At 67.9% G+C, this 25,095-nt stretch carries 19 protein-coding genes and 2 tRNA genes; 15 read left to right on the top strand and 6 right to left on the bottom strand.

Features of this window, described 5'->3' with window-relative positions:
* The first annotated feature begins 241 nt into the window (after window positions 1-241).
* The 3 genes from dnaE (at window position 242) to PKE78_RS00215 (ending at window position 4,000) form a co-directional block, all read left to right on the top strand.
* Window positions 242-3,685, top strand: a complete 3,444-nt coding sequence (gene dnaE, locus PKE78_RS00225) for a DNA polymerase III subunit alpha (protein WP_271198832.1) — start codon at window positions 242-244, stop codon at window positions 3,683-3,685.
* Between the two features lie 140 nt (window positions 3,686-3,825).
* A tRNA-Tyr gene (locus PKE78_RS00220) sits at window positions 3,826-3,910 on the top strand.
* A gap of 16 nt (window positions 3,911-3,926) precedes the next feature.
* Window positions 3,927-4,000: transfer RNA gene (locus tag PKE78_RS00215), tRNA-Gly, on the top strand.
* 920 nt (window positions 4,001-4,920) lie between these two features.
* Here PKE78_RS00215 and PKE78_RS00210 read toward each other — a convergent pair.
* From PKE78_RS00210 to PKE78_RS00185, 6 genes are all read right to left on the bottom strand, one after another.
* The gene (locus PKE78_RS00210; protein ID WP_271198831.1) at window positions 4,921-5,526 is read right to left on the bottom strand and encodes a TspO/MBR family protein; all 606 of its coding nucleotides are present in this window, start codon (window positions 5,524-5,526) and stop codon (window positions 4,921-4,923) included.
* Window positions 5,456-6,664, bottom strand: coding sequence for a geranylgeranyl diphosphate reductase (locus tag PKE78_RS00205; RefSeq protein ID WP_271198830.1), 1,209 nt, complete (start codon window positions 6,662-6,664; stop codon window positions 5,456-5,458). The genes PKE78_RS00210 and PKE78_RS00205 overlap by 71 nt, the downstream gene beginning before the upstream one ends.
* 14 nt (window positions 6,665-6,678) lie before the next feature.
* Window positions 6,679-8,004: a BCD family MFS transporter gene (locus PKE78_RS00200; protein WP_271198829.1), complete on the bottom strand. Its 1,326-nt coding sequence runs from the start codon at window positions 8,002-8,004 to the stop codon at window positions 6,679-6,681.
* Window positions 8,001-8,876, bottom strand: coding sequence for a chlorophyll synthase ChlG (gene chlG, locus PKE78_RS00195; RefSeq protein WP_271198828.1), 876 nt, complete (start codon window positions 8,874-8,876; stop codon window positions 8,001-8,003). Before chlG ends, PKE78_RS00200 begins: the two co-directional genes overlap by 4 nt.
* A gap of 118 nt (window positions 8,877-8,994) precedes the next feature.
* Window positions 8,995-10,353 carry a transcriptional regulator PpsR gene (gene ppsR, locus PKE78_RS00190; protein WP_428981209.1) on the bottom strand — a complete coding sequence of 453 codons (1,359 nt, stop codon included), beginning with the start codon at window positions 10,351-10,353 and terminating at the stop codon, window positions 8,995-8,997.
* A 124-nt stretch (window positions 10,354-10,477) separates the two neighbouring features.
* Window positions 10,478-11,338 (bottom strand): cobalamin B12-binding domain-containing protein, encoded by an 861-nt coding sequence (locus tag PKE78_RS00185; protein ID WP_271198826.1) that lies wholly within the window; start codon window positions 11,336-11,338, stop codon window positions 10,478-10,480.
* Between the two features lie 294 nt (window positions 11,339-11,632).
* On the opposite strand from PKE78_RS00185, the gene bchF reads away from it, so the two are divergent.
* The 12 genes from bchF to acsF all read left to right on the top strand — a co-directional run bounded on the left by bchF (window position 11,633) and on the right by acsF (window position 25,025).
* Window positions 11,633-12,136, top strand: a complete 504-nt coding sequence (bchF, locus tag PKE78_RS00180; RefSeq protein WP_271198825.1) for a 2-vinyl bacteriochlorophyllide hydratase — start codon at window positions 11,633-11,635, stop codon at window positions 12,134-12,136.
* Complete coding sequence (locus PKE78_RS00175; protein ID WP_271198824.1) at window positions 12,133-13,413, top strand: ferredoxin:protochlorophyllide reductase (ATP-dependent) subunit N; 1,281 nt, start codon at window positions 12,133-12,135, stop codon at window positions 13,411-13,413. The genes bchF and PKE78_RS00175 overlap by 4 nt, the downstream gene beginning before the upstream one ends.
* Before the next feature lie 5 nt (window positions 13,414-13,418).
* Window positions 13,419-14,978, top strand: a complete 1,560-nt coding sequence (bchB, locus tag PKE78_RS00170; RefSeq protein WP_271198823.1) for a ferredoxin:protochlorophyllide reductase (ATP-dependent) subunit B — start codon at window positions 13,419-13,421, stop codon at window positions 14,976-14,978.
* The gene (locus tag PKE78_RS00165) at window positions 14,950-18,558 is read left to right on the top strand and encodes a magnesium chelatase subunit H (RefSeq protein ID WP_271198822.1); all 3,609 of its coding nucleotides are present in this window, start codon (window positions 14,950-14,952) and stop codon (window positions 18,556-18,558) included. Before bchB ends, PKE78_RS00165 begins: the two co-directional genes overlap by 29 nt.
* A 13-nt stretch (window positions 18,559-18,571) precedes the next feature.
* Entirely contained in the window at window positions 18,572-19,477 is a 906-nt protein-coding gene (bchL, locus tag PKE78_RS00160; protein WP_271198821.1) for a ferredoxin:protochlorophyllide reductase (ATP-dependent) iron-sulfur ATP-binding protein, read from the top strand.
* Between the two features lie 10 nt (window positions 19,478-19,487).
* Window positions 19,488-20,204 carry a magnesium protoporphyrin IX methyltransferase gene (gene bchM, locus PKE78_RS00155; RefSeq protein ID WP_271198820.1) on the top strand — a complete coding sequence of 239 codons (717 nt, stop codon included), beginning with the start codon at window positions 19,488-19,490 and terminating at the stop codon, window positions 20,202-20,204.
* Window positions 20,201-21,622, top strand: coding sequence for a BCD family MFS transporter (locus tag PKE78_RS00150; protein ID WP_271198819.1), 1,422 nt, complete (start codon window positions 20,201-20,203; stop codon window positions 21,620-21,622). The genes bchM and PKE78_RS00150 overlap by 4 nt, the downstream gene beginning before the upstream one ends.
* Window positions 21,623-21,685: 63 nt before the next feature.
* A complete protein-coding gene (puhA, locus tag PKE78_RS00145) occupies window positions 21,686-22,459 on the top strand; it encodes a photosynthetic reaction center subunit H (RefSeq protein WP_271198818.1) in 774 nt (257 codons plus the stop codon).
* The gene (gene puhB, locus PKE78_RS00140) at window positions 22,456-23,118 is read left to right on the top strand and encodes a photosynthetic complex putative assembly protein PuhB (RefSeq protein ID WP_271198817.1); all 663 of its coding nucleotides are present in this window, start codon (window positions 22,456-22,458) and stop codon (window positions 23,116-23,118) included. The genes puhA and puhB overlap by 4 nt, the downstream gene beginning before the upstream one ends.
* A gap of 13 nt (window positions 23,119-23,131) precedes the next feature.
* On the top strand, window positions 23,132-23,590 hold the full coding sequence (gene puhC / locus PKE78_RS00135; RefSeq protein ID WP_271198816.1) for a photosynthetic complex assembly protein PuhC: 459 nt from the start codon (window positions 23,132-23,134) through the stop codon (window positions 23,588-23,590).
* On the top strand, window positions 23,587-23,964 hold the full coding sequence (locus PKE78_RS00130) for a hypothetical protein (protein ID WP_428981208.1): 378 nt from the start codon (window positions 23,587-23,589) through the stop codon (window positions 23,962-23,964). The genes puhC and PKE78_RS00130 overlap by 4 nt, the downstream gene beginning before the upstream one ends.
* The gene (acsF, locus tag PKE78_RS00125) at window positions 23,961-25,025 is read left to right on the top strand and encodes a magnesium-protoporphyrin IX monomethyl ester (oxidative) cyclase (protein WP_271198815.1); all 1,065 of its coding nucleotides are present in this window, start codon (window positions 23,961-23,963) and stop codon (window positions 25,023-25,025) included. Before PKE78_RS00130 ends, acsF begins: the two co-directional genes overlap by 4 nt.
* Window positions 25,026-25,095: the final 70 nt, after the last annotated feature.

Below are 25,095 nucleotides of genomic sequence, written 5' to 3'. Positions count from 1 at the left end.
TAAGGAACAAAAAAAGAACATAACCAGTTTAAAAGGAGTTCGTCATGGTCTGGACCACCGCCCGCGCGATCGTCGGAGGGGCGCTCGAACTCGGCTCCGTGGCGTTGTTCATGGGAGCGCTGCTGGTGTGGGCGGACGTGCTCAGTGCGGTCTAACGGAGCGGAAGTCTGTGGACCGACGTGAACTCCGCGCCTCGGCCCGCGGCGGCCGGGAGTAGGATGGCCGCGGTCGGGAGGCGGTGATGAGCGCGAGCGGACTGAAGAACGAACCCGGTTTCGTCCATTTGCATGTGCGGTCGTCGTTCTCGCTGCTCGAAGGCGCGCTGACGATCGCGAAGCTCGCCGCCGTCGCCAAGGCCGACCGGATGCCGGCCGTCGCGCTCACGGACAACAACCTGTTCGGCGCGCTCGAATTTTCCGAGAAGCTGGCGGGGGCGGGCGTCCAGCCGATAGTCGGCATGGCGCTCGACGTCGAGTTCGCCGACCGCGAGGAGCGACCCGGCCGTCCCGGTCGTGACACGCGCCGACCGCTCATAATTCTGCTGGCGCGGTCCGAGACGGGCTATCGCAATCTGATGGCCCTCGGCAGCCGCGCCTTCCTGGAAAGCGACGTCAACGAAGGGCCGCACGCCACGCTTGCGATGCTCGAGGCGCATCGCGACGGGCTGATCGCGCTGACCGGAGGTCCAGAAGGCCCGGTCGACCGGGCCTTGTCGGACGGGGTCGAGGATATCGCGGCCGCGCGTCTTGACCGGCTCGCGGGGCTCTACGGCGACGCGCTCTATGTCGAGCTGCAGCGCCATGGGCTTGCGAGCGAACGGGCGGTCGAAAGCGCGCTCGTCAATCTCGCCTACGCCCGCGGCCTGCCGCTCGTGGCGACGAACGGCGCCCGTTTCGCGGAACGAAGTGATCACGAGGCGCACGACGCCCTGATCTGCCTCGCCGAAGGCCGCTTCCTGGCGGAGGAGCAGCGCCGGCACCTGACGCCTGAGCACGGCCTTAAGAGCCGCGCCGAGATGGTGGCCTTGTTCGCCGACCTGCCTGAGGCGACGGCGAACACGGTCGAGATCGCGCGGCGCTGCGCGCACCGACCGCGCACGATGAAGCCGATCCTGCCGCGCTTCACCGTCGGGGACGGGGAGGCGGCCGACGAGGCGGTTGAGCTTCGCCGGCAGGCGGAGGCGGGGCTCGCCGCGCGCCTCGCCGCCCACGGGCCGGCTCCCGGTCTGGCGGTCGACGACTACGAGAAGCGTCTCGCCTTCGAGCTCGGCGTCATCGAACGGATGAAGTTCCCCGGCTACTTCCTGATCGTGGCGGACTTCATCAAGTGGGCGAAGGATCAGGGCATTCCGGTCGGGCCCGGCCGCGGCTCGGGCGCGGGCTCGCTGGTGGCCTATTCGCTCACCATCACCGACCTCGACCCGCTGCGGTTCGGCTTGCTGTTCGAGCGCTTCCTGAACCCCGAGCGCGTCTCGATGCCGGACTTCGACATCGACTTCTGCCAGGACAGGCGCGAGGAAGTGATCCGCTACGTCCAGGATCGCTACGGCCACGACCGCGTCGCGCAGATCATCACTTTCGGCACGCTGCAGGCGCGCGGCGTGATGCGCGACGTCGGCCGCGTGCTGGAGATGCCCTACGGGCAGGTGGACAAGCTCTGCAAGCTCGTGCCCCAGAACCCGGCGAATCCGGTCACGCTGAAGCAGGCGGTCGTCGACGAGCCCAAGCTCGCCGAGGCGCGGACGGAGGACGAGAAGGTCGGGCGCATGCTCGACATCGCGCTGAAGCTCGAGGGGTTGTACCGGCACGCCTCGACCCACGCGGCCGGGATCGTGATCGGCGACAGGCCGCTGTCGGAACTGGTGCCGCTCTACCGCGACCCGCGCTCCGACATGCCGGTGACCCAGTTCAACATGAAATGGGTCGAGCCGGCCGGCCTCGTGAAGTTCGACTTCCTCGGGCTGAAGACGCTGACCACGCTGACGACCGCAGTGAGCCTGCTCAAGCGGCGCGGCGTGTCGGTCGATCTCGAGAAGATCCCGCTCGACGACGAGGCCACCTACGCCATGCTGTCGCGCGGTGAGACGGTCGGCGTGTTCCAGCTGGAAAGCGCCGGCATGCGGCGCGCGCTCGCCGACATGAAGCCGGACCGCTTCGAGGACATCATCGCCCTCGTCGCGCTGTACCGCCCGGGGCCGATGGCCAACATCCCGGTCTACTGCGCCCGCAAGCACGGGCTGGAGAAGCCCGAGTATCCGCATCCGAAGCTCGCCCCGATTCTGGGCGAGACCTTCGGCGTCATCATCTACCAGGAGCAGGTGATGCAGACGGCGCAGTCGCTCGCGGGCTATTCGCTCGGCGAGGCGGACCTGCTCCGGCGCGCCATGGGCAAGAAGATCCGCTCCGAGATGGACGCCCAGCGCGAACGTTTCGTATCCGGCGCGGTGGAGCACGGCATCGGCAAGGCGGACGCCTCGACCATCTTCGACCTGCTGGCGAAGTTCGCGGACTACGGCTTCAACAAGAGCCATGCGGCGGCCTACGCGCTGGTCGCCTACCAGACGGCCTATCTGAAGGCGAACTACCCCGTCGAGTTTCTGGCGGCGTCGATGACCCTCGACATGGGCTCGACCGACAAGCTGGCGGAGTTCCGGCAGGAGGCGCTGAGGCTCGGCATCGCGGTCAAGCCGCCTTGCGTGAACCGCTCGTCGGTCGCCTTCGACGTCGAGGACGGCGCGATTCTCTATGCGCTCGCGGCGCTGAAAGGCGTCGGCGGGCAGGCCGTCACGGGGCTTGTCGCGGAGCGTCGGGAGCGGCGTTTCGCCGATGTCGCCGATTTCGCGCGCCGTCTGGACCCGAGAGCCCTGCCCAAGCGCGCGCTGGAGCAGATGATCCAGGCGGGCGCGCTCGACGCGCTGGAGCCGGATCGCGCGCGCGCGCTCGCCTGCGTCGAGCCGATCATGGCGATCGCCGCGCGCACGCGCGATTCGGCCGAGGTCGGGCAGTCCGACATGTTCGGCGCGGCGGCCGATCCGATTCGGCCCGCCGACCACGAGAGCTGGTCGACCGGCGAACGGTTGAAGCGAGAGTACGAGGCGATCGGCTTTTTCCTGTCGGGCCACCCGCTCGACGACTATCGGCCCTTGCTCGAGAAGCTGAGGGTCCAGCGCTATGCGGACTTCGTCGCGGCGGCGAAGCGGGGCGCGACCGGAGGCCGGCTGGCGGCGACGGTGCTGACGCGCCAGGAGCGCAAGACCAAGACCGGAAACCGCATGGGAATCGTCACGCTCTCCGATCCGAGCGGGCATTACGAGGCGGTGATTTTCTCCGAGGGCCTCGCGCTGCACCGCGACCTGCTGGAGCCGAACACTCCGGTGATCGTTTCAGTCAGCGCGGCGGTCGAGGGCGACGACGTGCGCCTGCGTCTCGAGGGCGTCGAGCCTCTCGACCAAGCCGCCGAGAAACTGTCGCGATCGGTGCGAATTTTCCTGCGGGAGCCCGAGCCGCTTGAGGCGGTCGCGCGGCGGCTGCAGCCGGGCGGAGACGGCGAAGTCAACGTGGTTCTGGTGCTGGAGGAGGGCGCGACGGAGGTCGAAATTCGCCTGCCGGGACGGTACAGGGTGTCGCCCCAGATCGCGGGCGCCCTGCGCACGGTGCCGGGGGTGGTCGCGGTCGATGCGGCGTGATCCCCAGTCTGGATCATAGCCTTCGCGTTTAGCGGTTGACATGACCCCGCGCGGCCCCCTAAAGCACCCCCCGCGAAGGCAGGTCGCAAGGCTCATGCGTTCGCTGATCGTCTGGCGTCAGCCTGGACGGATCAGACCGTGGAGGGGTGCCCGAGTGGTTAAAGGGGACGGACTGTAAATCCGTTGGCTCAGCCTACGTTGGTTCGAATCCAACCCCCTCCACCACCGTCCGATCCGATCTGCGGGTGTAGCTCAATGGTAGAGCAACAGCCTTCCAAGCTGATGACGAGGGTTCGATTCCCTTCACCCGCTCCAGCCTCCATGCTCTGCGAAATCGACGGTTAGAGGCTTCACCGGCGCGTCAGCCGAGCCGCTCTCAGTGAGAGGGCAGGGCGACAAACGGCTCTAAAGCCCGAGGTCGGCGCAGAGCGTCCCTACAGACATTCCAGTCTTATTCGTCAGAGCGCTCCGGAAGCGCCTGAGGACTGGTGTGACTGGGCTGGGGCCTCGCGGCAGCGGGAAGGGATGAACCGCCGCCACGGGCCGCTTCAGGGCAATGGGCGTTGGTCTTGGGACAGGGGCACGAAACATCACCAATGAAATCGCCGGATTTGTCATTTGGAAGCTGTCGCTTGGGCGAGCGCACATCGTTTGGATGGCAGAACTGCGGATTCGCCATTTGGATGGTTCGTCCCGGGCCGAGCGCTCGCGATTCCGACACGCGCTGTGGAACTCCGGCGCCCGTCTGGCGTCATCGACGGTCCCGAGAGAGTTCACGGGGCGCGCGCGCTCACAGGACAAGCTACCGCCGTGCACTCCAATTTGCGCTGGATGCTGTAGAGTACAAACTCTGCTAATGGACGTCGCGTCTTGATCCGCTCCGTGATTACGGCAGGTGGATGAAAGTCAAGGTTCAGGTTATGAGGCGACTGCGGCCCTGCCATTGCGCCAAGGCGATGCATCGTAATGTCGGAATTATTCTCGAGCGGACGTGCAGCAGATATCGCGCTGGCGCTGATAGCGATCGAGGCCTTCGTCCTATGGCGCATGAAAGGGCCAAACGGCCGTTCGCGGATCGCTGACGTCTGGCCGTTCCTCGGCGCGGGCGTGGCGTTGATCCTCGCGCTTCGCGCCGCGCTTGTCGACGCTCCGTGGTGGTGCGCAGCGGCGGCGCTCGCGGCGTCAGGCGTTTTCCACGCGATCGATCTTGGTAGGCGCCTCGGACGCTGACCTTATCAGACGCGTGGGATCGTCTTGTCAGCGCGCGCGCCGAACGGACCATTGAGGCGGACGATCTCCAGGTTGAGGTAGGATGCGAAACCCACCCAGACCAGATAGGGAGCAAGCAGCCACGACGAGACGGGCGAGAACGTCCGGAACGTAACGACCGCCGCAAGGATCGACAGCCATAGGAAAACGACCTCGACAAGCGCGTGGTCAGGCCGTTTGCGTGTGAAGAACAACAGGTTCCAGAGGATGTTGAGCGCGCCGTTCACCCCGAACAGCGCAACCACCAGCATGCGCGCGGCATCGTCGGGCGCATTGCGCCATGCGAGCAGAGCCGATGTGGCGGCGAGCGCGAGGATTACGGTCCAGGCCGGTCCAAACGCCCAGTCGGGCGGCTGCAGCTTCGGGCGCTTCAGCCCATCATACCAGCTGTCGAGCCGGGTCAACGCGCCGCCGACGCCCGCCACCACGAGGCCCCACCCGACGGCCGAGGCTATTTCGAGAGCGAGCGTCACGGTTCTGTCTGCGGCCTCGCTGGCATGGTCACGCTCTTCGGCCCCATGGCGAAACGACGCCGAACAGCTGCGCAAGATCCTTGAAGAAGATTCGGACATGCGCCATCGGATCGCTTCGGACCAGTTCCTTCTCGAGGTAGGACTGCCAGGTGAGCCGCTGGATGTCGGGGTCCGCGCACAGGCTCACGAAGCGCTCCCGCCGCCGGTCGGTCGAGTACCAGAAGCGTTGCATGATCCGCAGGATGAAGAACACCCGGCCGTGCGCTTTCAGGAACCGCTTGCGGGCGAGTTTGAGCGCGCGCGCGTCGCCGGTCTCGAGAAAGCTGTCGACCGCCGCCGCGGTCATCCGCCCGCACGCCATCGCGTAATAGATGCCTTCGCCGGACGCTGGCGCGACGACGCCGGCTGCGTCACCCGTCACGATGACGTCGCGGCCGTTCTCCCATCGCCTCAGTGGTTTCAGGGGAAGCGGCGCGCCCTCGCTGCGGAGCGTGCGGCAGCCGGCGAGGCCGGTCTTCATGCGCAGGCCCGCGACCGCCTCGCGCAAGCCGAAGCCCTTTTGCGCGCTGCCGGTCCCAACGCTCGCGGTCGAGCCGTGCGGAAACACCCAGGCGTAGAAATCCGGCGAGAACGCGCCCTGATAGTAGATGTCGCAGCGCCGTCCATCGTAGGTTTCGCCCGCCATGCCGGCCGGCGCCTCGACGATCTCGTGATAGGCGAACACGTAAGGCGCGGGCGGGGCGGGGATCTCCTGCCGCGCCACCTGGCTGTTCGCGCCATCTGCGCCGATCACGCATCTGGCGCGCACCCGCTCCGTCTCGTCGGCGCCCTTCGGTCGGAACGCGACCACGGCCATGCCATCCGGATCACGCTCGATCCTCAGATACGTCCCATCGCGCCGGTCAGCGCCGACGCGGACCGCGCGCTCGCGCAGCCATTCGTCGAAGATTTCCCGGTCCACCATACCGACGAAGTTGTCTTCGATCGGCATGTCGACGCTGCGATCGGACGGCGCGACGATGCGCGCCGAGCGGGCGCGCGCCACCAGCAGGCTTTCGGGGACGTCGAAATCCTTCAGCGTGCGCGGCGGGATCGCGCCGCCGCACGGTTTGATGCGGCCCGCTTTGTCGAGCAGCAGGACCTTCTTGCCGCCCCGCGCGAGGTCGGCCGCCGCGGTCGCGCCCGACGGGCCGCCCCCGACCACCACGACGTCGTAGGCGCTCATTTCGTCGTTCATGACGAACGTCTCCTTCAGATGGAGGACAGGGCCGGGTCGGTGATGAGGGTCTCTGCAGGCGCATCTGCGCGCCGGCCGTCGAGCCGAAGCGCGACCAGCGCGCAGGCGAGAAACAGCGCGGCGTCGATCCCGAAGACGATCGCATAGGCGTCGCCCGGGGAGCCGAGGGCGGTTCGCAGGATGTCGGCGAGCAGGGCGCCCATCAGGCCGCCGAGCGCGAAGCCGATCGCCTGCGCCGCGCCCCAGAGCCCCATGCGGACGCCGCGGGTTCGCGGGTCGCCCTGTCCCGCTAGGCCCATCATCGACCCGATCGCGGCTGTCGCGAAGGCGCCGTTGGCGAACCCGAGCGCGAAACAGGCGGCGCGGATCGGAAACCCGTCGCCCGCCGCGCCGCCGAACGCGATGACCGCGAGTGCCGCCGACGAGGCGAGGCAGCCGGCCACGATCCACGACTTCAGCAGCCCGCCGGGCGTCTCGCCGAACAGGCCGGTGGCGAGCGCGACCGTGACCATGCCGGCCAGCACGCCTCCGTTCTGCAAACCTGACAGCGAGGTGGTCTCGCCCGGCGTCATGACGAATACGACGCCTGCGAACGGCTCGAGGATCAGGTCCTGCGTTGAATAAGCGAGCATCGAAGCGAACACGAACAACGTGAACCGGCGCACCGAGCGATCGGACCAGATGTCGGCGAGCGCTGCGGAGAAGCAGCCGGTCGCGTGCGCGGCCGGCTGGCGGGCGCCGGAGGGCGGCTCAAGCCGCCACATGGCTCCCACGCAGACCACAAAAGCGATCCCCGAGACGCCGGCGCAAACCATGACCAGGCGCTCGAGGGAGAACGGATCGAGGAGTTGGCCAGCGGCCGCAGTGGTCACGACGAAGCCCGCGATCATCATCACCCAGACGATTGTCGCGGCGGCCGCGCGCCGGCCTTCGCCCACATGGGTCGCGAGCATCGCGAGCAGGTTGGTGCCGCAGGCGCCGACTCCGACGCCGATCGCCGTGAACGCTGCGACGCCGAGCGCAGCGCCGAAGACGATATGTTCGGCCATCGCGGCGGTCGCGACAGCAGATCCGACGCCCCCGAGCGAAAGGATCGCCATGCCGCCGATGATCCATGGCGTGCGACGTCCGCCGCGGTCCGATCCGAAACCCCAGCGGGGACGCGCCAGTTGAACCGCATGATGGAGCGCAACCAGAAGGCCCGGCAACAAAGCGGGCAGGGCGAGCTCGATCGCCATGACGCGGTTGAGCGTCGAGGTCGTCAGAACGACGACGGTGCCGAGCGCCGCCTGGGCCAGCCCGACGCGCAGGATCTGCGCCCATGTGAAGGCGGGGCTCACCCCGCGCTCCCCGACACCGCGAAGGCGGTGACCAGCATGCCGAGCACGTAGAGCGTGGTGCCGGTCGCGTTGTACCAGGCGGCGCGTCCTCGCGGATCGGACAGGAAGCGCGCCATCAGGCCGAGCTGCGCGACCAGCAGCATCCCGACGGCGAGCGCGTGCCAGTGCCGGTCCCAGAGCACGAGAGCGATGACGACGCCGACCTGCGCCAGCGCCATCACCATGCAGGCGAGCCGGGCAGCGCGCTCCGGTCCGAGTTGCACGGGGAGCGAGCGCACGCCCATTTCCGTGTCGCCCTCGACGGCCTTGAAGTCGTTCAGCGTCATGATGCCGTGCGCGCCGAGGCTGTAGAGCAGCGCGACGAGCACGATGCGCGCGTCGGGCGCGACGGCGCTCACGACCGCAGCGCCTGTGAACCAGGGCAGGCCCTCGTAACAAAGCCCGACCGCGAGATTGCCCCACCAGCCGTCCGTCTTCAGGCGCAACGGCGGCGCGCTGTAAGCCCAGGCGAGCGCAAGGCCGGTAATGGCTGCGCAAAACACCCAAGGCCCGAGCGTGAGCGCCACCAGCGCCGACAGCATGGTCCAGGCGACCGCGATATAGAGGCCCCACCGACCAGGTATACGGCCTGAGGGGATCGGCCGGTTCGGTTCGTTGATGGCGTCGACATGGCGGTCGAACCAGTCGTTCACGGCCTGGCTAGTGGCGCAGACCAAGGGCCCCGCAAGCAACACGCCCGCGATCGCGAGCTGCCATTGCTCGGAGAGCGGCGCGCCGGACGAGATCAACCCACACCCGAACGCCCACATCGGCGCGAACCAGGTGATCGGTTTCAGCAGTTCGATGACGGCGCTCGGGTGCGGCGTGGACATGGGTGTAAGCTATGCTCGACACCGATGAATGTCCAATTTATTTGACACAGAAGCCGCAGGCCGAAGGTCGAACGTTGCTTTCGGCGCAAGCCGGGCGGGGTAGCCCTGTAGCGTTCGTTCAGTCGCCGCCGAACGGCTCGCTGTCGTCGTCCAGCAGCCCGTGCCGGCGAAGTTTCGAGTAGAGGCTCTGCCGGCTGAGGCCTAGGATTTGCGCGGCGGAGGCGCGGTTGTCCTCGGTGCGCTTGAGCGCTGCTTCGATACAGAGCTTTTCGACGAGATCGGTCGACTCGCGGACAAGGTCCTTCAGGCTGACACGGCCGACCAGTTGGGTGAGTTGCTCGACCGACCGGAAGCCGTCGCTGGGCTCTCGGTCGCGCAGGGCGCCGGCGTTGCGCACGGGACGTATGACGAGACCGAAGCAGGTTTCGCCGCCGCTGTTCACCGCGACGCCCGAGACCTCGACTTGCTCGAGCCCGCCGAACTCGCCGCGAAGGATCGTCGAGAAATTCCGCAGCGAGCCGTGCTCGCGCAGGTTCGATACCAGCAGAGTCGCCTCGACGCCCGGCCGCCCCAGCCACTTGTCGAGCGGCGCGCCTCGCAGGCCGTCGACCGTCACGACCTCGATCAAGGCGAGGAAGGCGGGATTCGCGTCGAGAACGCGCTGACGCTCGTCCACCACCACGAAGCCGTCGGGCATCGCCATCACGGCGTCGAGCGCCTTGGAGGGCTGGTGGCCGCCTTCGGCGAGCGCGCCGGTCGAAGGCACGAGCCGCACCAGGAAATGCGCGCGCGAGTCCTGCCGGAAGGCGGAGACAGACATCATGAGGTCGCTGTGGCCGCCGCCTGTGAGATGGACGCGCGCGAGCCCCGAATGTCCGAGCGTCCGCGCTGTCGCGATCACGCGGCGGACATTCTGGGCGGAGCGCTCGTCGAACAGATCGGCCAGTCCCCGTCCGATCGTCCGCTGCGCGGTCTCGCCGATCAGCTTGCTGGCTGCGGCGTTCGCCTCGACGACCCGCTCGGAGGCTTCGTCGACGATCAGAACCGCTTCCGTCGAGAGCTGGAACAGCAGGCGGTAGCGCGTTTCCGCATTGCGAATCTTGGAGTACTCGCGCTCCAGCAACAGTTGGGTCTCGACCAAGCGCTGCTGCAGCGTGGCGACGGAGCGCAAGTCGCGGCCAAGCGCCAGGATGCGGCCGTCGTCGTCCATCCGGATGGTGGAGTAACGGATCGGCATGTCGCGTCCGTTGGCGACGATATGATTGACCTCGCGCGGACGCGTGGGACCCTCGGCGACCGCATCGCGCAGCAGCGCCTCGACCTTTGAGCGGCTCTCGATGGTGACGAGGTCCAGCCAGAGGGCGCCGACCCAATCTTCGATGCCCTCAGGCGGGAGTTCCGGGGCCGAATAGGCGACGTCACGCACGACGCCCGAAGCGTCGAGAACCAGAGCCACGTCAGCCGCCGCGGCGATCAAGTTCGCGGTCGTTCGTGCGCCAAGGCTCGCGAACCACCTTTCGGCGCCTCCGAAACCCGAGATGACGTCCGCTGCGGCCAGAGGCTCCATCGAAGCCGAAATCCGTTGATCGTGCGATTCAAGGTCAATGCTTCCGAACTCTTGAGCACATAAGGTTTTGCGACGCAACAAGAGCTTCATCGGCGTCGCTGGCGGTCGTATCGGCGCCGACGGTCCTGACGAGTTCAGGCGATTCATTGAAGACGCGGCCGCCGACCAGCACGATCAATCCCCTATTAGCCGAGGCGGATCGGACGTCTGTTATCAGGTCGCGAAGCGCGCACAAAGCCTCTTCTCGCGCTAAAGAAAATCCGATGACATCGAACGACTTGCGGGCGACGCTCGCGATAATTTCGTCACGCGGCGAAAGCGGCATCCCGACAACGTCCCAACCGGCGCGGCGGAAGAACGTTTCGAGCACCAAGATCCCGAAAGTGTGCTGCTCCCCCGGCATGGCTGCGAGCGCCACCCGCGCGTCTATAAGCGCACGCGGCTCCACGATGTCCCCCGACGAAAGAGATCGCAGCAGGCTCTGAAGCGCGCACAGGCCAACCGTCACATCCATAAAACTGCATTCGTCATCGACCCACATCTGTCCGAGCCGCTTGGCCGTCGGCGAGAAGATTTCCAGCAGGATGGATTCGAGCGCGACCCCGCGCGCCATCGCACTCGAGACGACGACGCCTGCCCGTGTAAGGTCGATAGCGATCATCATCTTGGCGAAATCGTCAATGTCCTGCGGTTCGACTTGCAGATGCTTCGTCGGCAGCCCTTCGCCAGCTCGGCCGCTTGCGAGGAGCAGACGAGGAATGACGTCGGCCTCAATGATCCTAGCGAGGGTCGCGCTCCTGTCAGGCGGCGCCGCGCCAGCGACCCGGTTCGCCTCTTTGCCTGCAAGCACCATAGCGTCGTGTCGAAAACAGACGCTTGAATCGTCGAGGTTCACCACGGGTTCGCCCCCTATGCGCGGCGCTCTTGAGATCGCCTTCGCCGGCCGAACGTCGCTCCGTACGATTAAGTCTGTCAATCCCTGATTGACGGCATCTATCGGCCCATTGGAGTTTTTGAGCCTATCAGGGTACCGCTTCGATCCTGATCCTATTGAAGCGGCAATGGATTGCCGCCAGGCCTGATCGGGCGATCAAATGTGTAAATAATTTTGTACGTCTAACTTTCTTGACACTCGGCCGTCGTCGTTCCACGCTCCGTTTTCGAAGTGACGTGGCAGGAGACGGGCAAGATGCTGCAAAGGCGCGCCCAGGTGGAGGAACGGCCGCCTCTCTATACGCGGGAGGAGCGCGTCCGGCGCGACGAAACCGTCTGGACGTTGGTCCAGGGCGTGCTCGCTCCGCTGCAGTTCCTGGTCTTCGCGATCAGCCTTTTTCTCGTCGCGCGCTTCCTGATCACCGGCGAAGGCTACGCGGCGGCCACCGCCTCGGTGCTCGTCAAGACGTTCATGCTGTTCGCGATCATGGTGACAGGATCGATCTGGGAGAAGGCCGTGTTCGGCCGCTACCTGTTCGCCCCCGCCTTCTACTGGGAAGACGTGGTGAGCATGGGAGTGATCGCGCTTCATTGCGCCTACGTGGCCGCGCTGCTGATCGGCACCGAACCCAACGTCCAGATGGCGGTCGCGCTCGCCGCCTACGCGTCCTACGCGCTGAACGCGTCGCAATTCCTCCTGAAGCTGCGCGCCGCGCGGCTGCAGGCGGCGGACGAGATCGCCGCGGAGGTTTTTCGATGAGCGCCGCCGCTCCGATCGGCGGCTGCGAAACCGCCCGGCCGCAGGTGCGCTCGGAACGTGGCCAGCGGGCCGTGTTCTGCGGCCTCACCGGGATCGTCTGGCTCCATCGCAAGATCCAGGACGCGTTCTTCCTCGTCGTCGGCTCGCGCACCTGCGCGCATCTCATTCAGTCGGCGGCCGGCGTCATGATTTTCGCCGAGCCGCGCTTCGCGACCGCCATCATGGAGGAGCGCGACCTCGCCGGCATGGCCGACATGCACGACGAGCTCGACCGCGTCGTCGCCCAGGTGCTCGAGCGCCGGCCGGACGCGAAGACGCTGTTTCTGGTCGGCTCGTGCCCGTCCGAGGTCATCAAGCTCGACCTTGCGAAGGCGGCCTCGCGGCTGTCGGCGAAGCTGACGCCGGACGTGCGCGTGCTGTCCTATTCGGGCAGCGGCATCGAAACCACGTTCACGGAAGGCGAGGACGCCTGTCTCTCAGCGCTCGCCCGCGAGGCGCCCAGGGAGGCGCCGGGGGCCGAGCCGCAACTCGTCATCGTGGGGGCGCTCCCCGACATCGTCGAGGATCAGTTCGCGCGCCTGTTCGCGGAATTGGGGATATCGCCCGTCCGGTTCCTGCCCGGGCGACGTTCGACCGAGCTTCCGGCGCTCGGACCGAACACGCGGTATCTCCTCGCCCAGCCGTTCCTCGGCGGCACTGCGGCGACGCTGGACGCCCTCGGGTGCTCCGGCGTCGTCGGCCCTTTCCCGTTCGGCGCGGACGGCACCACGGCTTGGCTCACCGCCGCAGCGAAAGCGTTCGGCGTCCCGGCGACGAAGGTTCGCGAGGTTACGGCTCTCAAGGAGAACCGCGCCCGCGTCGCGATCAGCCGGCATCGCGCCCGGCTCGCGGGTAAGCGCGTGATGTTCTTCCCCGACAGCCAGCTCGAGCCCTCGCTCGCGCGGTTTCTGTCGACTGAGCTCGGCGCCGAGCTGATCGAAGTCGGCAGCCCCTATATCCACGGACGCTGGCTCGCGCCCGAGCTCGACCTGCTGCCGGCCGGGACCGAACTGGTCGAGGGCGCCGACGTCGACCGTCAGCTCGACCGCTGCCGCGCGGCCCGCCCCGACCTCACGGTCTGCGGCCTCGGAATCGCCAACCCGCTCGAGGCCGAGGGCCTCGCGACCAAATGGTCCATCGAGCTGCTGTTCACGCCGACCCACGGCTACGAGCAGGCCGGCGACCTCGCCGAGCTCTTCGCCCGGCCGCTGGCCCGGCGCGAAGCGCTGGAGGTCTGAAGACCATGCAGCTCGCCATGTGGACCTATGAAGGACCTCCCCACATCGGCGCGATACGGGTCGCGACCGCCATGACGGGCGTCCACTACGTGCTGCATGCGCCGCAGGGCGACACCTACGCCGACCTGCTGTTTACGATGATCGAGCGGCGCAAGGAGCGCCCGCCGGTAACCTACACGACGTTCCAGGCGCGCGACCTCGGGTCCGACACGGCGCAGAAGCTGCAAAGCGCGATCCGCGATGCCTATGAGCGCTTCCGCCCTCAGGCGATGTTGGTCGGCGCGAGCTGCACCGCGGAGCTGATCCAGGACGATCCGGGCGGCCTCGCGGCCGCCGTCGGCCTCCCCATCCCGGTCGTGCCGCTGGAGCTGCCCGCCTACCAGAAGAAAGAAAACTGGGGCGCGGCCGAAACGTTCTACCGGCTCGTGCGCACGCTGGCTGGACCAGCCGCGCAAGCGAGGCGCGCAAGCGGCGCCGTCTCCGGTGAGGGCGGAAGGAAAGGTCGCCCGAGCTGCAACATCCTCGGCCCGACGGCGCTCGGCTTCCGGCATCGCGACGATGTCCAGGAAATCCGCCGTCTGCTCGAAACACTCGGGATCGAGGTGCGCGTCGTCGCCCCGCTCGGGGCGTCGCCGGCCGATCTCGCCCGGCTTGGCGAGGCCGACTTCAACGTCGTCCTCTACCCTGAAATCGCCGCCACCGCCGCCGGCTGGTTGAAGCGGGAATTCGCACAGCCCTTCACCACCGTCACGCCGATCGGCGTCGGCGCCACCCGCGACTTCATCGAAGAGGTCGCCGGGCTCGCAGGGGTCGATCCGACTGAGGTGCTGGCGAAGGACAGCTCGCGGCTCCCCTGGTACAGCCGTTCGGTCGACTCGAATTATCTGACGGACAAGCGCGTCTTCATCTTCGGCGACTCCACCCACGCCATAGCGCTCGCCCGCGTCGCGTCGAAAGAGCTCGGCTTCAAGGTCGTCGGCCTCGGAACCTACACGCGCGAGTTCGCCCGGGAGGTGCGCGCGGCGGCCGGGGCGCTCGGGCTCGAGGCGCTGATCAGCGACGACCATCTCGAGGTCGAGAAGCGGATCGCGGACCTCAATCCGGAACTGGTTCTGGGCACCCAGATGGAGCGGCATATCGCCAAGCGGCTCGGGGTCCCGTGCGCGGTGATCTCAGCTCCGGTTCATGTCCAAGATTTCCCCGCGCGCACCTCGCCCGTCATGGGGTTCGAAGGCGCGAACGTGCTGTTCGACACCCTCGTGCATCCGCTGATGATGGGCCTCGAAGAGCATCTCGTCGCGATGTTCCGCGACGATTTCGAGTTCGCGGACAACGCGCAGCCTTCGCACCTCGCGACCGCGAGCGCCGCCGAGCCGGCTCCTGCCGAACCAGCCCATGACGCTTCGATCGTCTGGGAGGGGGACGCTGAAAAGGAGCTCAGGAAGATCCCGTTCTTCGTGCGCGGGAAGGCGCGCCGGAACACGGAGACATACGCCCGCCAGGCCGGACTTGCCGCTATCACGGTGGAGACGCTCTATGACGCCAAAGCCCATTTCGGCCGCTGAGGCGGGGGGCGCCCCCGCCGTCGCGATCCGCGTCGTGGTGGTCACGCTCGACCATCATCTCGGCAGCATGTCGGACCGCGCCGCTGCCCGGCTGCGGAAGGACTATCCGGGCCTCGTCTTCGACCTCCACGCCGCCTCCCGTTGGGAGGACGACCCGGCCTCGCTGGAGCGCGCCAAGGCCGACGTGCTCGCGGCCGACATCGTGATCGGCACGATGCTGTTCATGGACGACCACATCCGGGCGATCCTGCCGGCGCTTCGGGCGCGGCGCGACGCCTGCGACGCGATGGTCTGCGTCATGTCGGCCGCCGAAGTCACCAAGCTGACGCGGCTCGGCCGGCTGTCGATGGACAAGCCGACCTCCGGACCGATGGCGTTCCTGAAGCGGCTGCGCGGCAAAGGAGGCGCCGCGAGCGCCGGCTCCGAGCAGATGAAGATGCTGCGCCGGTTGCCCAAGATCCTGCGGTTCGTTCCCGGCACGGCGCAGGACCTGCGCGTGTTCCTCCTCACCCTGCAATACTGGCTCGCGGGCTCGGAGGAGAACATCGCGAACCTCGTGCGGCTCTTGATCGACCGCTACGCCGACGGACCGCGCAAATCCCTCCGCGGGACGGTGCGGCAGGGCGAGCCGGTCGAATATCCGGAGGTCGGCGTCTATCACCCGCGCCTCAAGGGCCGGATCGGCGAGGACGCGGGGCGCTTGCCGCGCAGGCCAGGCGCCCACGCCACGGTCGGCGTGCTGGTGATGCGCTCCTACCTGCTCGCCGGCAACGCCCGCCACTATGACGGCGTGATCGAGGCGCTCGAGGCGCGGGGTCTTCACGTCGTTCCCGCCTTTTCGAGCGGGCTCGACGCGCGGCCTGCGGTCGACCGCTTCTTCACCGGCCCGGACGGCAGGCCGGTCATCGACGCTATGGTCTCGCTCACCGGCTTCTCGCTCGTCGGCGGCCCCGCCTACAACGACGCCCGCGCGGCCGAGGAGCTGCTCGCCAAGCTCGACGTGCCCTACCTCGCGGCGCATCCGGTCGAGTTCCAAAGCCTTGCGGGCTGGCGCGCCTCCGAGCGCGGTCTGTCGGCGGTCGAGGCCACCATCATGGTCGCGATCCCCGAGCTCGACGGCGCCACCGGCCCGATGACGTTCGGCGGCCGCGAATGCGAGGCCGGCGACATGACCGCCGACCCCGAGCGCGCCGCGATGCTGGCCGCCCGCGTCGACCGCCTCGTCCGGCTGCGCGCCAAGCCGAAGGCCGACCGCCGGATCGCGACGGTCATCTTCAACTTCCCGCCCAACGCGGGCGCGGTCGGCTCCGCCGCCTATCTCGCGGTGTTCCCGTCGCTGTTCAACACGCTGAAGGCGTTGAAGGCGGACGGCTACACGGTCGATGTCCCCGAGAGCGTCGACTCGCTCCGCTGCCAGCTCCTGGACGGCAACGCCGCCCGCTACGGCGCGCAGGCCAACGTCGCGGCGCGGATCGCAACCGACGATCATGTCCGCCGCGATCCGCATCTTGGCGAGATCGAAAAGGTCTGGGGCCCGGCGCCCGGCCGGCAGCTCTCGGACGGCCAATCGTTGTTCGTGCTCGGCCATCACTTCGGCAACGTCTTCGTCGGCGTCCAGCCGGCGTTCGGGATCGAGGGCGATCCCATGCGGCTGCTGTTCGAGAAATCGTTCGCCCCGACCCACGCCTTCTCGGCGTTCTACCGCTACCTCCGTGAGGATTTTCGCGCCGACGCGGTGCTGCATTTCGGCACCCACGGCGCGCTCGAATTCATGCCGGGCAAGCAGGTCGGCCTCGGAGCGACCTGCTGGCCCGATCGGCTGATCGGCGATATGCCGAACCTCTATCTCTATGCCGCGAACAACCCCTCGGAAGGCGCGCTCGCCAAGCGCCGCGCCGCCGCGACGCTGATCTCCTACCTCACCCCCTCGCTCGCGCAGGCCGGGCTCTATCGCGGCCTGATCGACCTCAAGGCTTCGATCGACCGGTGGCGGGCGCTTGAGCCCGACGTCGGCGCTGCCGAGCGCGAGGTGCTCGCGACCGTGATCCGCGCGCAGGCGGTGGCGGTCGATCTCGAAGATGCGGACAGAGATTGGGCCGACGCCGCGGCGAAGGTTTCGCGCATTGGCGCTCAGGTGCTCGAAGTCGAATATGCGCTGATTCCGCATGGGCTCCACGTCGTCGGCGAGACGCCCCCCGAGGCCCAGATCGCCGAGACGCTGGCGGCCCTGACGGAGGCCGCCGGCGGCGCCGCGCCCGAGGGCGTCGCCGACCTGCTGCGCCTCGACCACGAAATTCCCGCCATCCTCCATGCGCTCGACGGCAGGTTCACCCGTCCGGCGCCGGCGGGCGACCTGCTGCGCAGCCCCGCGATCCTCCCAACCGGCCGCAACCTCCACGGCTTCGACCCGTTCCGCATTCCTTCCGCCTTCGCGATGCAGGACGGCGCCCGGCAGGCGGCGCGGCTTCTCGCCCGGTATGTCGCCGATGGCAATCCGTTTCCGGAGTCGATCGCGCTCGTGCTCTGGGGCACCGACACGCTCAAGACCGAGGGCGGGCCGATCGGCCAGGCGCTCGCGCTGCTCGGAGCCACGCCCCGTTTCGACGGCTACGGTCGCGTCGCGGGCGCGAGGCTGGTCCCGCTGGAGGAGCTTTCGGGCCCCCGCATCGACGTCGTCATGACGCTGTCGGGCATCTTCCGCGACCTGCTTCCGCTGCAGGTGCGGATGCTGGCGGAAGCTTGCCTGATGGCGGCGTCCGCCGACGAGCCGACCGAGCGCAACTTCGTCCGCAAGAACGCGCTGGCCTATCAGGCGAGCCACGGCTGTTCCCTCGAGACGGCGGCGCTCAGGGTGTTCTCGAACGCCGAAGGGGCTTACGGCGCCAACGTCAACCACATGATCGAAAACGGCCTGTGGTCGGACGAGGACGAACTCGCCGAGACCTACGGACGCCGCAAATGCTTCGCCTACGGGGTCGACGGCCGGCCGCAGTCCCAGCCCGACCTTCTGAAGAGCGCGCTCTCGGGCGTGGACCTCGCCTATCAGAACCTGGAAAGCGTCGAGACCGGCGTCACCACCCTCGACCAATACGTCGACACCCTCGGCGGCCTCACCCGCTTCGCTGGCCGGGCCAAGGGCAAGGCCACGCCGGTCTATATCGGCGACCAGACGCGCGGCGAGGGCGCAGTGCGGACGCTGACCGAACAGGTCGCGCTCGAGACCCGCACGCGGCTCCTCAACCCCAAGTGGTTCGAGGGCATGCTGGCTCATGGTTACGAGGGGGTGCGCCACATCGAGGCGCACGTCACCAACACGCTCGGCTGGTCGGCCACGACGGGCCAAGTCGACCCGTGGGTCTACAAGCAAATCACCGACACCTACCTGCTCGACCCCGTTATGCGGGACCGGCTGGCGAGCCTCAACAAGACCTCCGCGGCGCGCGTCGCCGACCGGCTAATCGAGGCGCACGACCGCAAATACTGGACGCCTGACGACGCGATGCTGAAGGCGCTGCGCGAGGCGGGCGAAGAGCTCGAAGACAGGCTCGAGGGCGTCGTCAGCGCCCCCGCGGCCGCCTGAGGAGAAGATCGGGATGAACGCTCACACCAAGATCACCACCTCGGCGGCCGGCCCCTGCAAGCTCGACGGCGAGGGCTCGGTCCAGGTCGCGCTCGATCCGACGCTGAGGATCGGCGGCGCGAAGGTGTTCGCGATCTACGGCAAGGGCGGCATCGGCAAGTCGACCACCTCGTCCAATCTCTCGGTCGCGTTCGCGAAGCTCGGCAAGCGGGTGCTGCAGATCGGCTGCGACCCGAAGCACGACTCCACGTTCACGCTCACCAAGCAGCTGATGCCGACCGTCATCGACGTGCTGGAGACGGTGAACTTCCATTCAGAGGAATTGCGCGTCGAGGACTTCGTCTACGAAGGCTACGCGGGAGTGATGTGCGTCGAGGCGGGCGGGCCGCCGGCCGGCACCGGATGCGGCGGTTACGTCGTCGGACAGACCGTCAAGCTTCTGAAGGAGTTTCACCTCCTCGAGGACACCGACGTGGTGATCTTCGACGTTCTGGGGGACGTGGTGTGCGGGGGCTTCGCGGCGCCGCTGCAGCACGCCGACCGGGCCGTGGTGGTGACCGCCAACGACTTCGACTCGATCTTCGCGATGAACCGCATCGTCCAGGCGATCGGCGCCAAGTCGAAGAACTACGACGTCCGGCTCGCGGGCTGCATCGCGAACCGTTCCGCAGACACCGACCAGATCGAGCGGTTCAACGCCGCGACCGGAATGAGGACGCTCGGGCGGCTGCCGGACCTCGACGTGATCCGCCGCTCCCGGCTCAAGAAGGCGACCCTGTTCGAGATGGAGGGGGAGGGCGTCGCCGCGGTGCAGGCCGAATATCTGCGGCTTGCAGCGCAGCTCTGGGCGGGGGTCGAGCCCTGCACGGCGAAGTCGCTGAAGGATCGCGACATCTTCGATCTCCTGGGATTCGATTGAGGGCGATGCGATGACCGACGCCGCGTATCGCGACCGGGTCTCCAGGATCGAGACCTATTTCGACCGCACCGCCGTGCGCGCCTGGGAGCAGATGACCTCGGACGCGCCGCTCGGGCGCATCCGCGCCACAGTGCGGGCCGGCCGCGACCAGATGCGGGCCGAGATCCTCGCGATGCTCCCCGTCGACATGACCGGGCTGCGGCTGCTCGACGCCGGCTGCGGTACCGGCGCGCTCAGCGTCGAGGCGGCCGCGCGGGGCGCCGATGTGGTCGCCGTCGACATCTCGCCGAAGCTCGTCGCGATCGCGTCGCAGCGGGCGCCGGAGTCGCTGGCCGGTCGGCTCGACTTCCGGGTCGGCGACCTCGCCGATCCCGCGATCGGCCGCTTCGACCATGTCGTCGCAATGGACGTGCTTATACACTATTCGTTGCCTCAGGCGACCGCGACCCTGGCGTCGCTCGCCCGCCGCGCCGATCGTTCGTTGCTGTTCACCTTCGCGCCCAAGACCCCGACGCTCGCCGCGATGCATGCGGTCGGTCGGCTGTTCCCGCGCGGCGACCGGTCTCCGGCGATCGAGCCGGTCTGGGAGTCCTCGGTCCGCAGCGCCATCGAGGCGGAACCGGCGCTTGGAGACATGCGGCAGGGCCGGACCGTTCGGGTGAAGAGCGGCTTCTACATCTCGCAGGTCCTGGAACTGACCCGGGCGCTCGGGGGATCGCGGCGATGATCTCCTTGGTGCGCAACGCCTCGCGCTTCTGGGTCGGCGTCGGCTCGCGCTACATGCCGTTCGCGGACGCTGCGACCGAGGACCTGCCGCTCGGCAAGCTGCTGCGGCTCTCGCTGTTTCAGGTTTCGGTCGGCTTCGCGACCGTGCTGCTGGTCGGCACGCTCAACCGCGTCATGATCGTCGAGCTCGGCGTTCCGGCGGCGCTCGTCGCCGTGATGGTGGCGCTGCCGCTGCTGGTGACGCCCGTGCGCGCCGTCATCGGGTTCAGGTCCGACCATCACCGCTCGGCCTTCGGCTGGAAGCGCGTGCCTTACATCTGGTTCGGTACGCTGCTGCAGTTCGGCGGCCTCGCGATCATGCCGTTCGCGCTGCTGGTGCTCGGCATGGACAAGCCGCCGTTCGAGCACGGGGTCGCGGTCGCGGCCGCGGGGCTCGCCTTTCTCCTGGTCGGCGCGGGCCTACAGACGACGCAGACCGCGGGGCTCGCGCTCGCGAGCGACCTCGCCTCCGAGCAGAACCGGCCGCGGGTCGTGGCGCTGATGTACGTCGTGCTGCTCGGCGCGATGGTCGCGAGCGGCCTCGTCTACAGCCTGCTGCTGGCGGACTTCCGCGAGGTCAAGCTGATCCAGGTGATCCAGGGATCGGCGGTCGTGACCGTGCTGCTCAACGTCGTCGCCATGTGGAAGATGGAGCCGCGCAACCGCGCCCACGCCGAAAGGATGGCGGAGATCTCAGGCCGGCCGAGCTTCTGGGAGGCCTGGGGCGCGTTCACGGCCTCCCGGCGTTCCCGGCGCTTCCTCGGCGCCGTCGCTCTCGGAACCGGCGCCTTCATGATGCAGGACATCGTGCTCGAGCCCTATGGCGGGCAGGTCCTCGGCCTGACCGTCGCAGGCACCTCGGCCTTGACGGCGTTGCTCGCGCTCGGAGCCCTGATCGCATTCACGGCGGCGGCGCGCGCGCTCGTCCATGGCTACGACCCGTTGGTCATCGCCTCGTTCGGCGCCGTCGTCGGCCTGCCGGCTTTCGTGATGGTGACGCTCGCCGGTCCGCTCGACAGTCCTGCCCTGTTCCGGATCGGCGTCGGGCTCGTCGGCTTCGGGGGCGGGTTGTTCTCGATCGGCACGCTGACGGCCGCGATGGGGATGGAGGATCCGAGTCACACGGGTCTCGCGCTCGGCGCCTGGGGCGCGGTGAGCGCGGCCGCGGGCGGCGCGGCGCTCGGTCTCGGAGGCGTCATTCGCGATCTGGTCGCGGATTTCGGACCCGCCGGCCAAAGCCCGTTCGCCAGTTACGGCGCTGTCTACGGCATCGAGCTGGTGTTGCTGTTCATGACGCTTATCGCCATCGGCCCCCTCGTCCGGCACGCCCGCGACGAGCGGGCGCACAAGAAGATCGGTCTCGCGGAAATGCCCGCCTGACCGAAGAGACGAAGACGAAACGACGCCGGTCTATCACAAGCCGGACCGCTCGGGAGAAACGCCATGTACTCCTATCTCGCGATCACGCCACATATCGATCTCGCACTGATCTCGCTCTACGTGTTCTGGGCGTTCTTCGCCGGGCTGATCTATTATCTGCATCGCGAGAGCAAGCGCGAGGGCTACCCGCTGGTCGAGGACCGCGGCAGCCGGGCGATCTCCATCGTCGGCTTCCCGGGCATTCCGGATCCGAAGACCTACATCCTCCATGGCGACCACACCTCTACGCTCCCAAGCGGGCGGCAGGACCGGTCCGATCTCGCGATAGCTCCGACCGCGAGCTTTTCGGGCGCGCCATACGCGCCGACCGGCGATCCGATGGGGGCCGGCGTCGGTCCGGGCGCTTGGGCCGAGCGTCAGGACGTTCCGGACCTCACCGTCGATGGCGCGCCGAAGATCGTGCCGCTCCGCGCGGCCCCGACCTTCTGGATCGCGGCCGAGGATCCTGATCCCCGCGGCTTCGCCGTCGTTGGCGGCGACAAAAGGGTCGCCGGCGTGGTCTCGGACATCTGGGTCGACCTCTCCGAATACATGATGCGGTACTTCGAGGTCGAGCTCCCGAGCGGCCGTAAGGTGCTGCTGCCGACGACCTTCGCGAAGGTCGACGGCAAGCGCGGGCGAGTGATCTGCGAGGCGCTCTATTCCGACAACTTCGCGGGAGTGCCCGTCACCAAAAGCCCTGACCAGGTGACGCTGCTCGAGGAGGATATGATCGTCGGCTATTACGGCGGCGGCCTGCTCTATGCCCATCCCGGCCGCGCGGAGCCGTTGCTGTGAGCGCCGGCGCCGCACCGGGCGGAGAGACGCGCCCCTATGGCCTGCCGGGGCCGCTGCCCAGAGGCGAGCGGGTCCTCTGGCAGGGCAAGCCGGACTGGCGGGCGCTCGCCTGGCGCGCCTTCCATGTCCGCGAGGTCGCGATCTATGTAGCGCTGTTCGCGATATGGCGGGCCGGGAGCGAACTCGCCGAAACGGGGTCGGCGACGGCCGCGGCGCTCAACGCGCTGAGCGTCGCGCCGTTCGCGCTCGCGGCGATCGGCATGCTCGCGCTGCTGGCCTGGCTCTCTGCGCGCTACGCGGTCTACACGTTGACCAACCGGCGGGTGGTGCTCAGCATCGGCGTCGCGCTCACCGCGACCCTCAACCTGCCGCTCGAGAGGATCGAGCGCGCCGACCTGAAGGTGTTCGGGGACGGCTCGGGCGACCTGTCGCTCGGGCTCGGGGCCGGCGACCGGATCGCCCTTTTCCATCTCTGGCCGCATGCGCGTCCATGGCGCGCGCGCAGTCCGGAACCGACCCTGCGCGCGATCTCCGATCCCGAGCGCGTCGCAAGGCTCGTCGCGGAGGCGCTGGCGCCCAACGGCGCCCAGCGGATGCTCCAGCCATCCGCCCAATCCCAGCCGGCCGGCGCCGCGCCGACCCACGCGCTCGCGTCCTGAACAGGAGGGCAAGATGTCCGTGACCGCCGACAATCTCGCGCCGCCCCGCATCGCGCTCATCGGCGCCGGCCTCCTGGCCGCCGCGGCGTTCGGCGCGGCGCTGCTCGGGCGGGCCGACATCGGCGCCATGCGGAACTCGCAGTCGCCGACCGTCGAGAGCCGATCGCTTGTGATACTGGCGACCGGCGTCGGGTCGTCATCCGTGTTCGACGCCGAGACCGGCGCGCTGATCCGCGCCACGTCGCCCGGCGTCGAGGACGGCTTCGTGTGGGGGGCGGTCAACGGACTGTCCTATGGACGCAAGCGCGTCGGCGGCGCGCTTGACGCGCCTTACATGCTGGTGCGCCGCGCCGACGGCAAGCTGACGCTGACCGACTCCGTCACCGGGCAGCGTGTGCTGCTGAACTCGTTCGGAACGAGCAACGTCGCCGCCTTCGATCGCCTGTTGGCCCACAAGGAGGCGGCGCGATGACGGCCGCGGCCATGTCCGGCGCGGACGCACGGCGATCCGCTTCCAAGCCGCTGTTCGCGCGGACCTTTGAGGTCGGCTGCACGGTCGACCTCGAGCAGACCAATGACAGCCTGCACGCTTATGTCGAGCTGGACGGCTACGAGGTCGGCCCCGGCGACGAAGTCGTCGTGCTGGAGCCGCCGACCCACGTGCCGTTCGGCGAGCGCCTCACCAAGCGCTGCCGCGCCCGCGTGACCCAGGCTGGCCTCTTCGGCCGGCTCTGGACCCCTGTCGCGGCCTATTTCGAACTCACGGAACTCTACGAGGTCGGCTTCGATCCCAGGCAAGACGACACACAAGACCCCAAACCGGCGGACGAAAGGAACGCGTCATGATCGCGATGGAGGGCGGCGTCCCGGGGGGCGGCCTGAAGGCCACGGGCACGACGGCGGAAGCGATGGAAGAGACGGTGCTGTCTCCGCGGTTCTACACCACCGACCACGCGGCGATGGACCGGATCGACGTCGGGGCCGTGCGCGCCGAATGGGACCAGATCATCGACGAGATGCGGCGGGACGAGAACCGGGATCACTTCGTCAAAACGCTCGAGTTCGACGACTTCCGCCTCGAAGCGCTGGAGCCCGAGCTGCAGCGCGAGTTCAAAGACTTCCTGGTGTCCTCGCTGACCTCGGAGTTTTCAGGCTGCGTGCTCTACGCCGAGATCAAGAAGCGCATCAAGAACCCGGACGTCCGCGACCTGTTCGGCTTCATGAGTCGCGACGAAAGCCGCCATGCCGGCTTCATCAACGAAACGCTGAAGGACATGAACATCGGCGTAAACCTCGGCTTCCTGGCCCGCGCAAAGAAGTACACGTTCTTCCGGCCAAAGTTCATCTTCTACGCGACTTATCTCAGCGAGAAAATCGGCTACGCCCGCTACATAACGATCTTCCGGCATCTGGAGCGGAAACCGGAAAAGCGGTTCCACCCGATCTTCAAGCACTTCGAGAAGTGGTGCAACGACGAGTTCCGGCATGGCGAAGCCTTCGCCATCATCATGCGCACCGACCCCAAGCTGACCTCGGGCTTCGTCAACAAGCTGTGGATCCGGTTCTTCCTGCTTGCGGTCTACGCGACCATGTATGTCCGCGACCATCAGCGGCCGGCCTTCCACGAGGCGCTCGGGGTCGATCCGACCTGGTACGACTACAAGGTCCTCAACCTAACCTCTGAGATATCCAAGCAGGTCTTCCCGTTCACGCTCGACATCGAGCAGCCGGTCTTCAAGGACGGGTTCGAGAGGATGCGACGGATTTCGGAGGGCATGCGAGGCGCCGGCCGGCTGAAGCGGCTCGGCCTCGGGATCGCGGCGGCCGCGGTGTTCGTACGGCTCTATGCGGTGAAGACTGTCCCGAACGAGGTGCCGGTTTCGCCGCGCCTCGCGCCGGTGTGGTGAGCGCCATGCGCGTCCCGCTCCAGAACGGCGTTTGGAGCCGATCCCTCACCGCCGCCGCGGCGCAGAGATC

It is taken from the genome of Methylopila turkensis (genome assembly GCF_027922325.1).
GTDB lineage: Bacteria > Pseudomonadota > Alphaproteobacteria > Rhizobiales > Methylopilaceae > Methylopila > Methylopila turkensis.
Note: the sequence above shows the minus strand (reverse complement) of the source record. Positions and strands in the feature narration are given on the sequence as shown.

Excerpts from the sequence above, each read along its gene's own strand:
- PKE78_RS00205 (WP_271198830.1), bottom strand. The coding sequence starts at position 6,664 with ATGAACGACGAAATGAGCGCCTACGACGTCGTGGTGGTCGGGGGCGGC.
- PKE78_RS00130 (WP_428981208.1), top strand. The coding sequence starts at position 23,587 with ATGACGGCCGCGGCCATGTCCGGCGCGGACGCACGGCGATCCGCTTCC.
- PKE78_RS00150 (WP_271198819.1), top strand. The coding sequence starts at position 20,201 with ATGATCTCCTTGGTGCGCAACGCCTCGCGCTTCTGGGTCGGCGTCGGC.
- bchF (WP_271198825.1), top strand. The coding sequence starts at position 11,633 with ATGCTGCAAAGGCGCGCCCAGGTGGAGGAACGGCCGCCTCTCTATACG.
- bchM (WP_271198820.1), top strand. The coding sequence starts at position 19,488 with ATGACCGACGCCGCGTATCGCGACCGGGTCTCCAGGATCGAGACCTAT.
- dnaE (WP_271198832.1), top strand. The coding sequence starts at position 242 with ATGAGCGCGAGCGGACTGAAGAACGAACCCGGTTTCGTCCATTTGCAT.
- puhC (WP_271198816.1), top strand. The coding sequence starts at position 23,132 with ATGTCCGTGACCGCCGACAATCTCGCGCCGCCCCGCATCGCGCTCATC.
- PKE78_RS00210 (WP_271198831.1), bottom strand. The coding sequence starts at position 5,526 with ATGTCCGAATCTTCTTCAAGGATCTTGCGCAGCTGTTCGGCGTCGTTT.
- acsF (WP_271198815.1), top strand. The coding sequence starts at position 23,961 with ATGATCGCGATGGAGGGCGGCGTCCCGGGGGGCGGCCTGAAGGCCACG.
- bchB (WP_271198823.1), top strand. The coding sequence starts at position 13,419 with ATGCAGCTCGCCATGTGGACCTATGAAGGACCTCCCCACATCGGCGCG.
- chlG (WP_271198828.1), bottom strand. The coding sequence starts at position 8,876 with ATGTCCACGCCGCACCCGAGCGCCGTCATCGAACTGCTGAAACCGATC.
- PKE78_RS00165 (WP_271198822.1), top strand. The coding sequence starts at position 14,950 with ATGACGCCAAAGCCCATTTCGGCCGCTGAGGCGGGGGGCGCCCCCGCC.
- puhA (WP_271198818.1), top strand. The coding sequence starts at position 21,686 with ATGTACTCCTATCTCGCGATCACGCCACATATCGATCTCGCACTGATC.
- PKE78_RS00175 (WP_271198824.1), top strand. The coding sequence starts at position 12,133 with ATGAGCGCCGCCGCTCCGATCGGCGGCTGCGAAACCGCCCGGCCGCAG.
- bchL (WP_271198821.1), top strand. The coding sequence starts at position 18,572 with ATGAACGCTCACACCAAGATCACCACCTCGGCGGCCGGCCCCTGCAAG.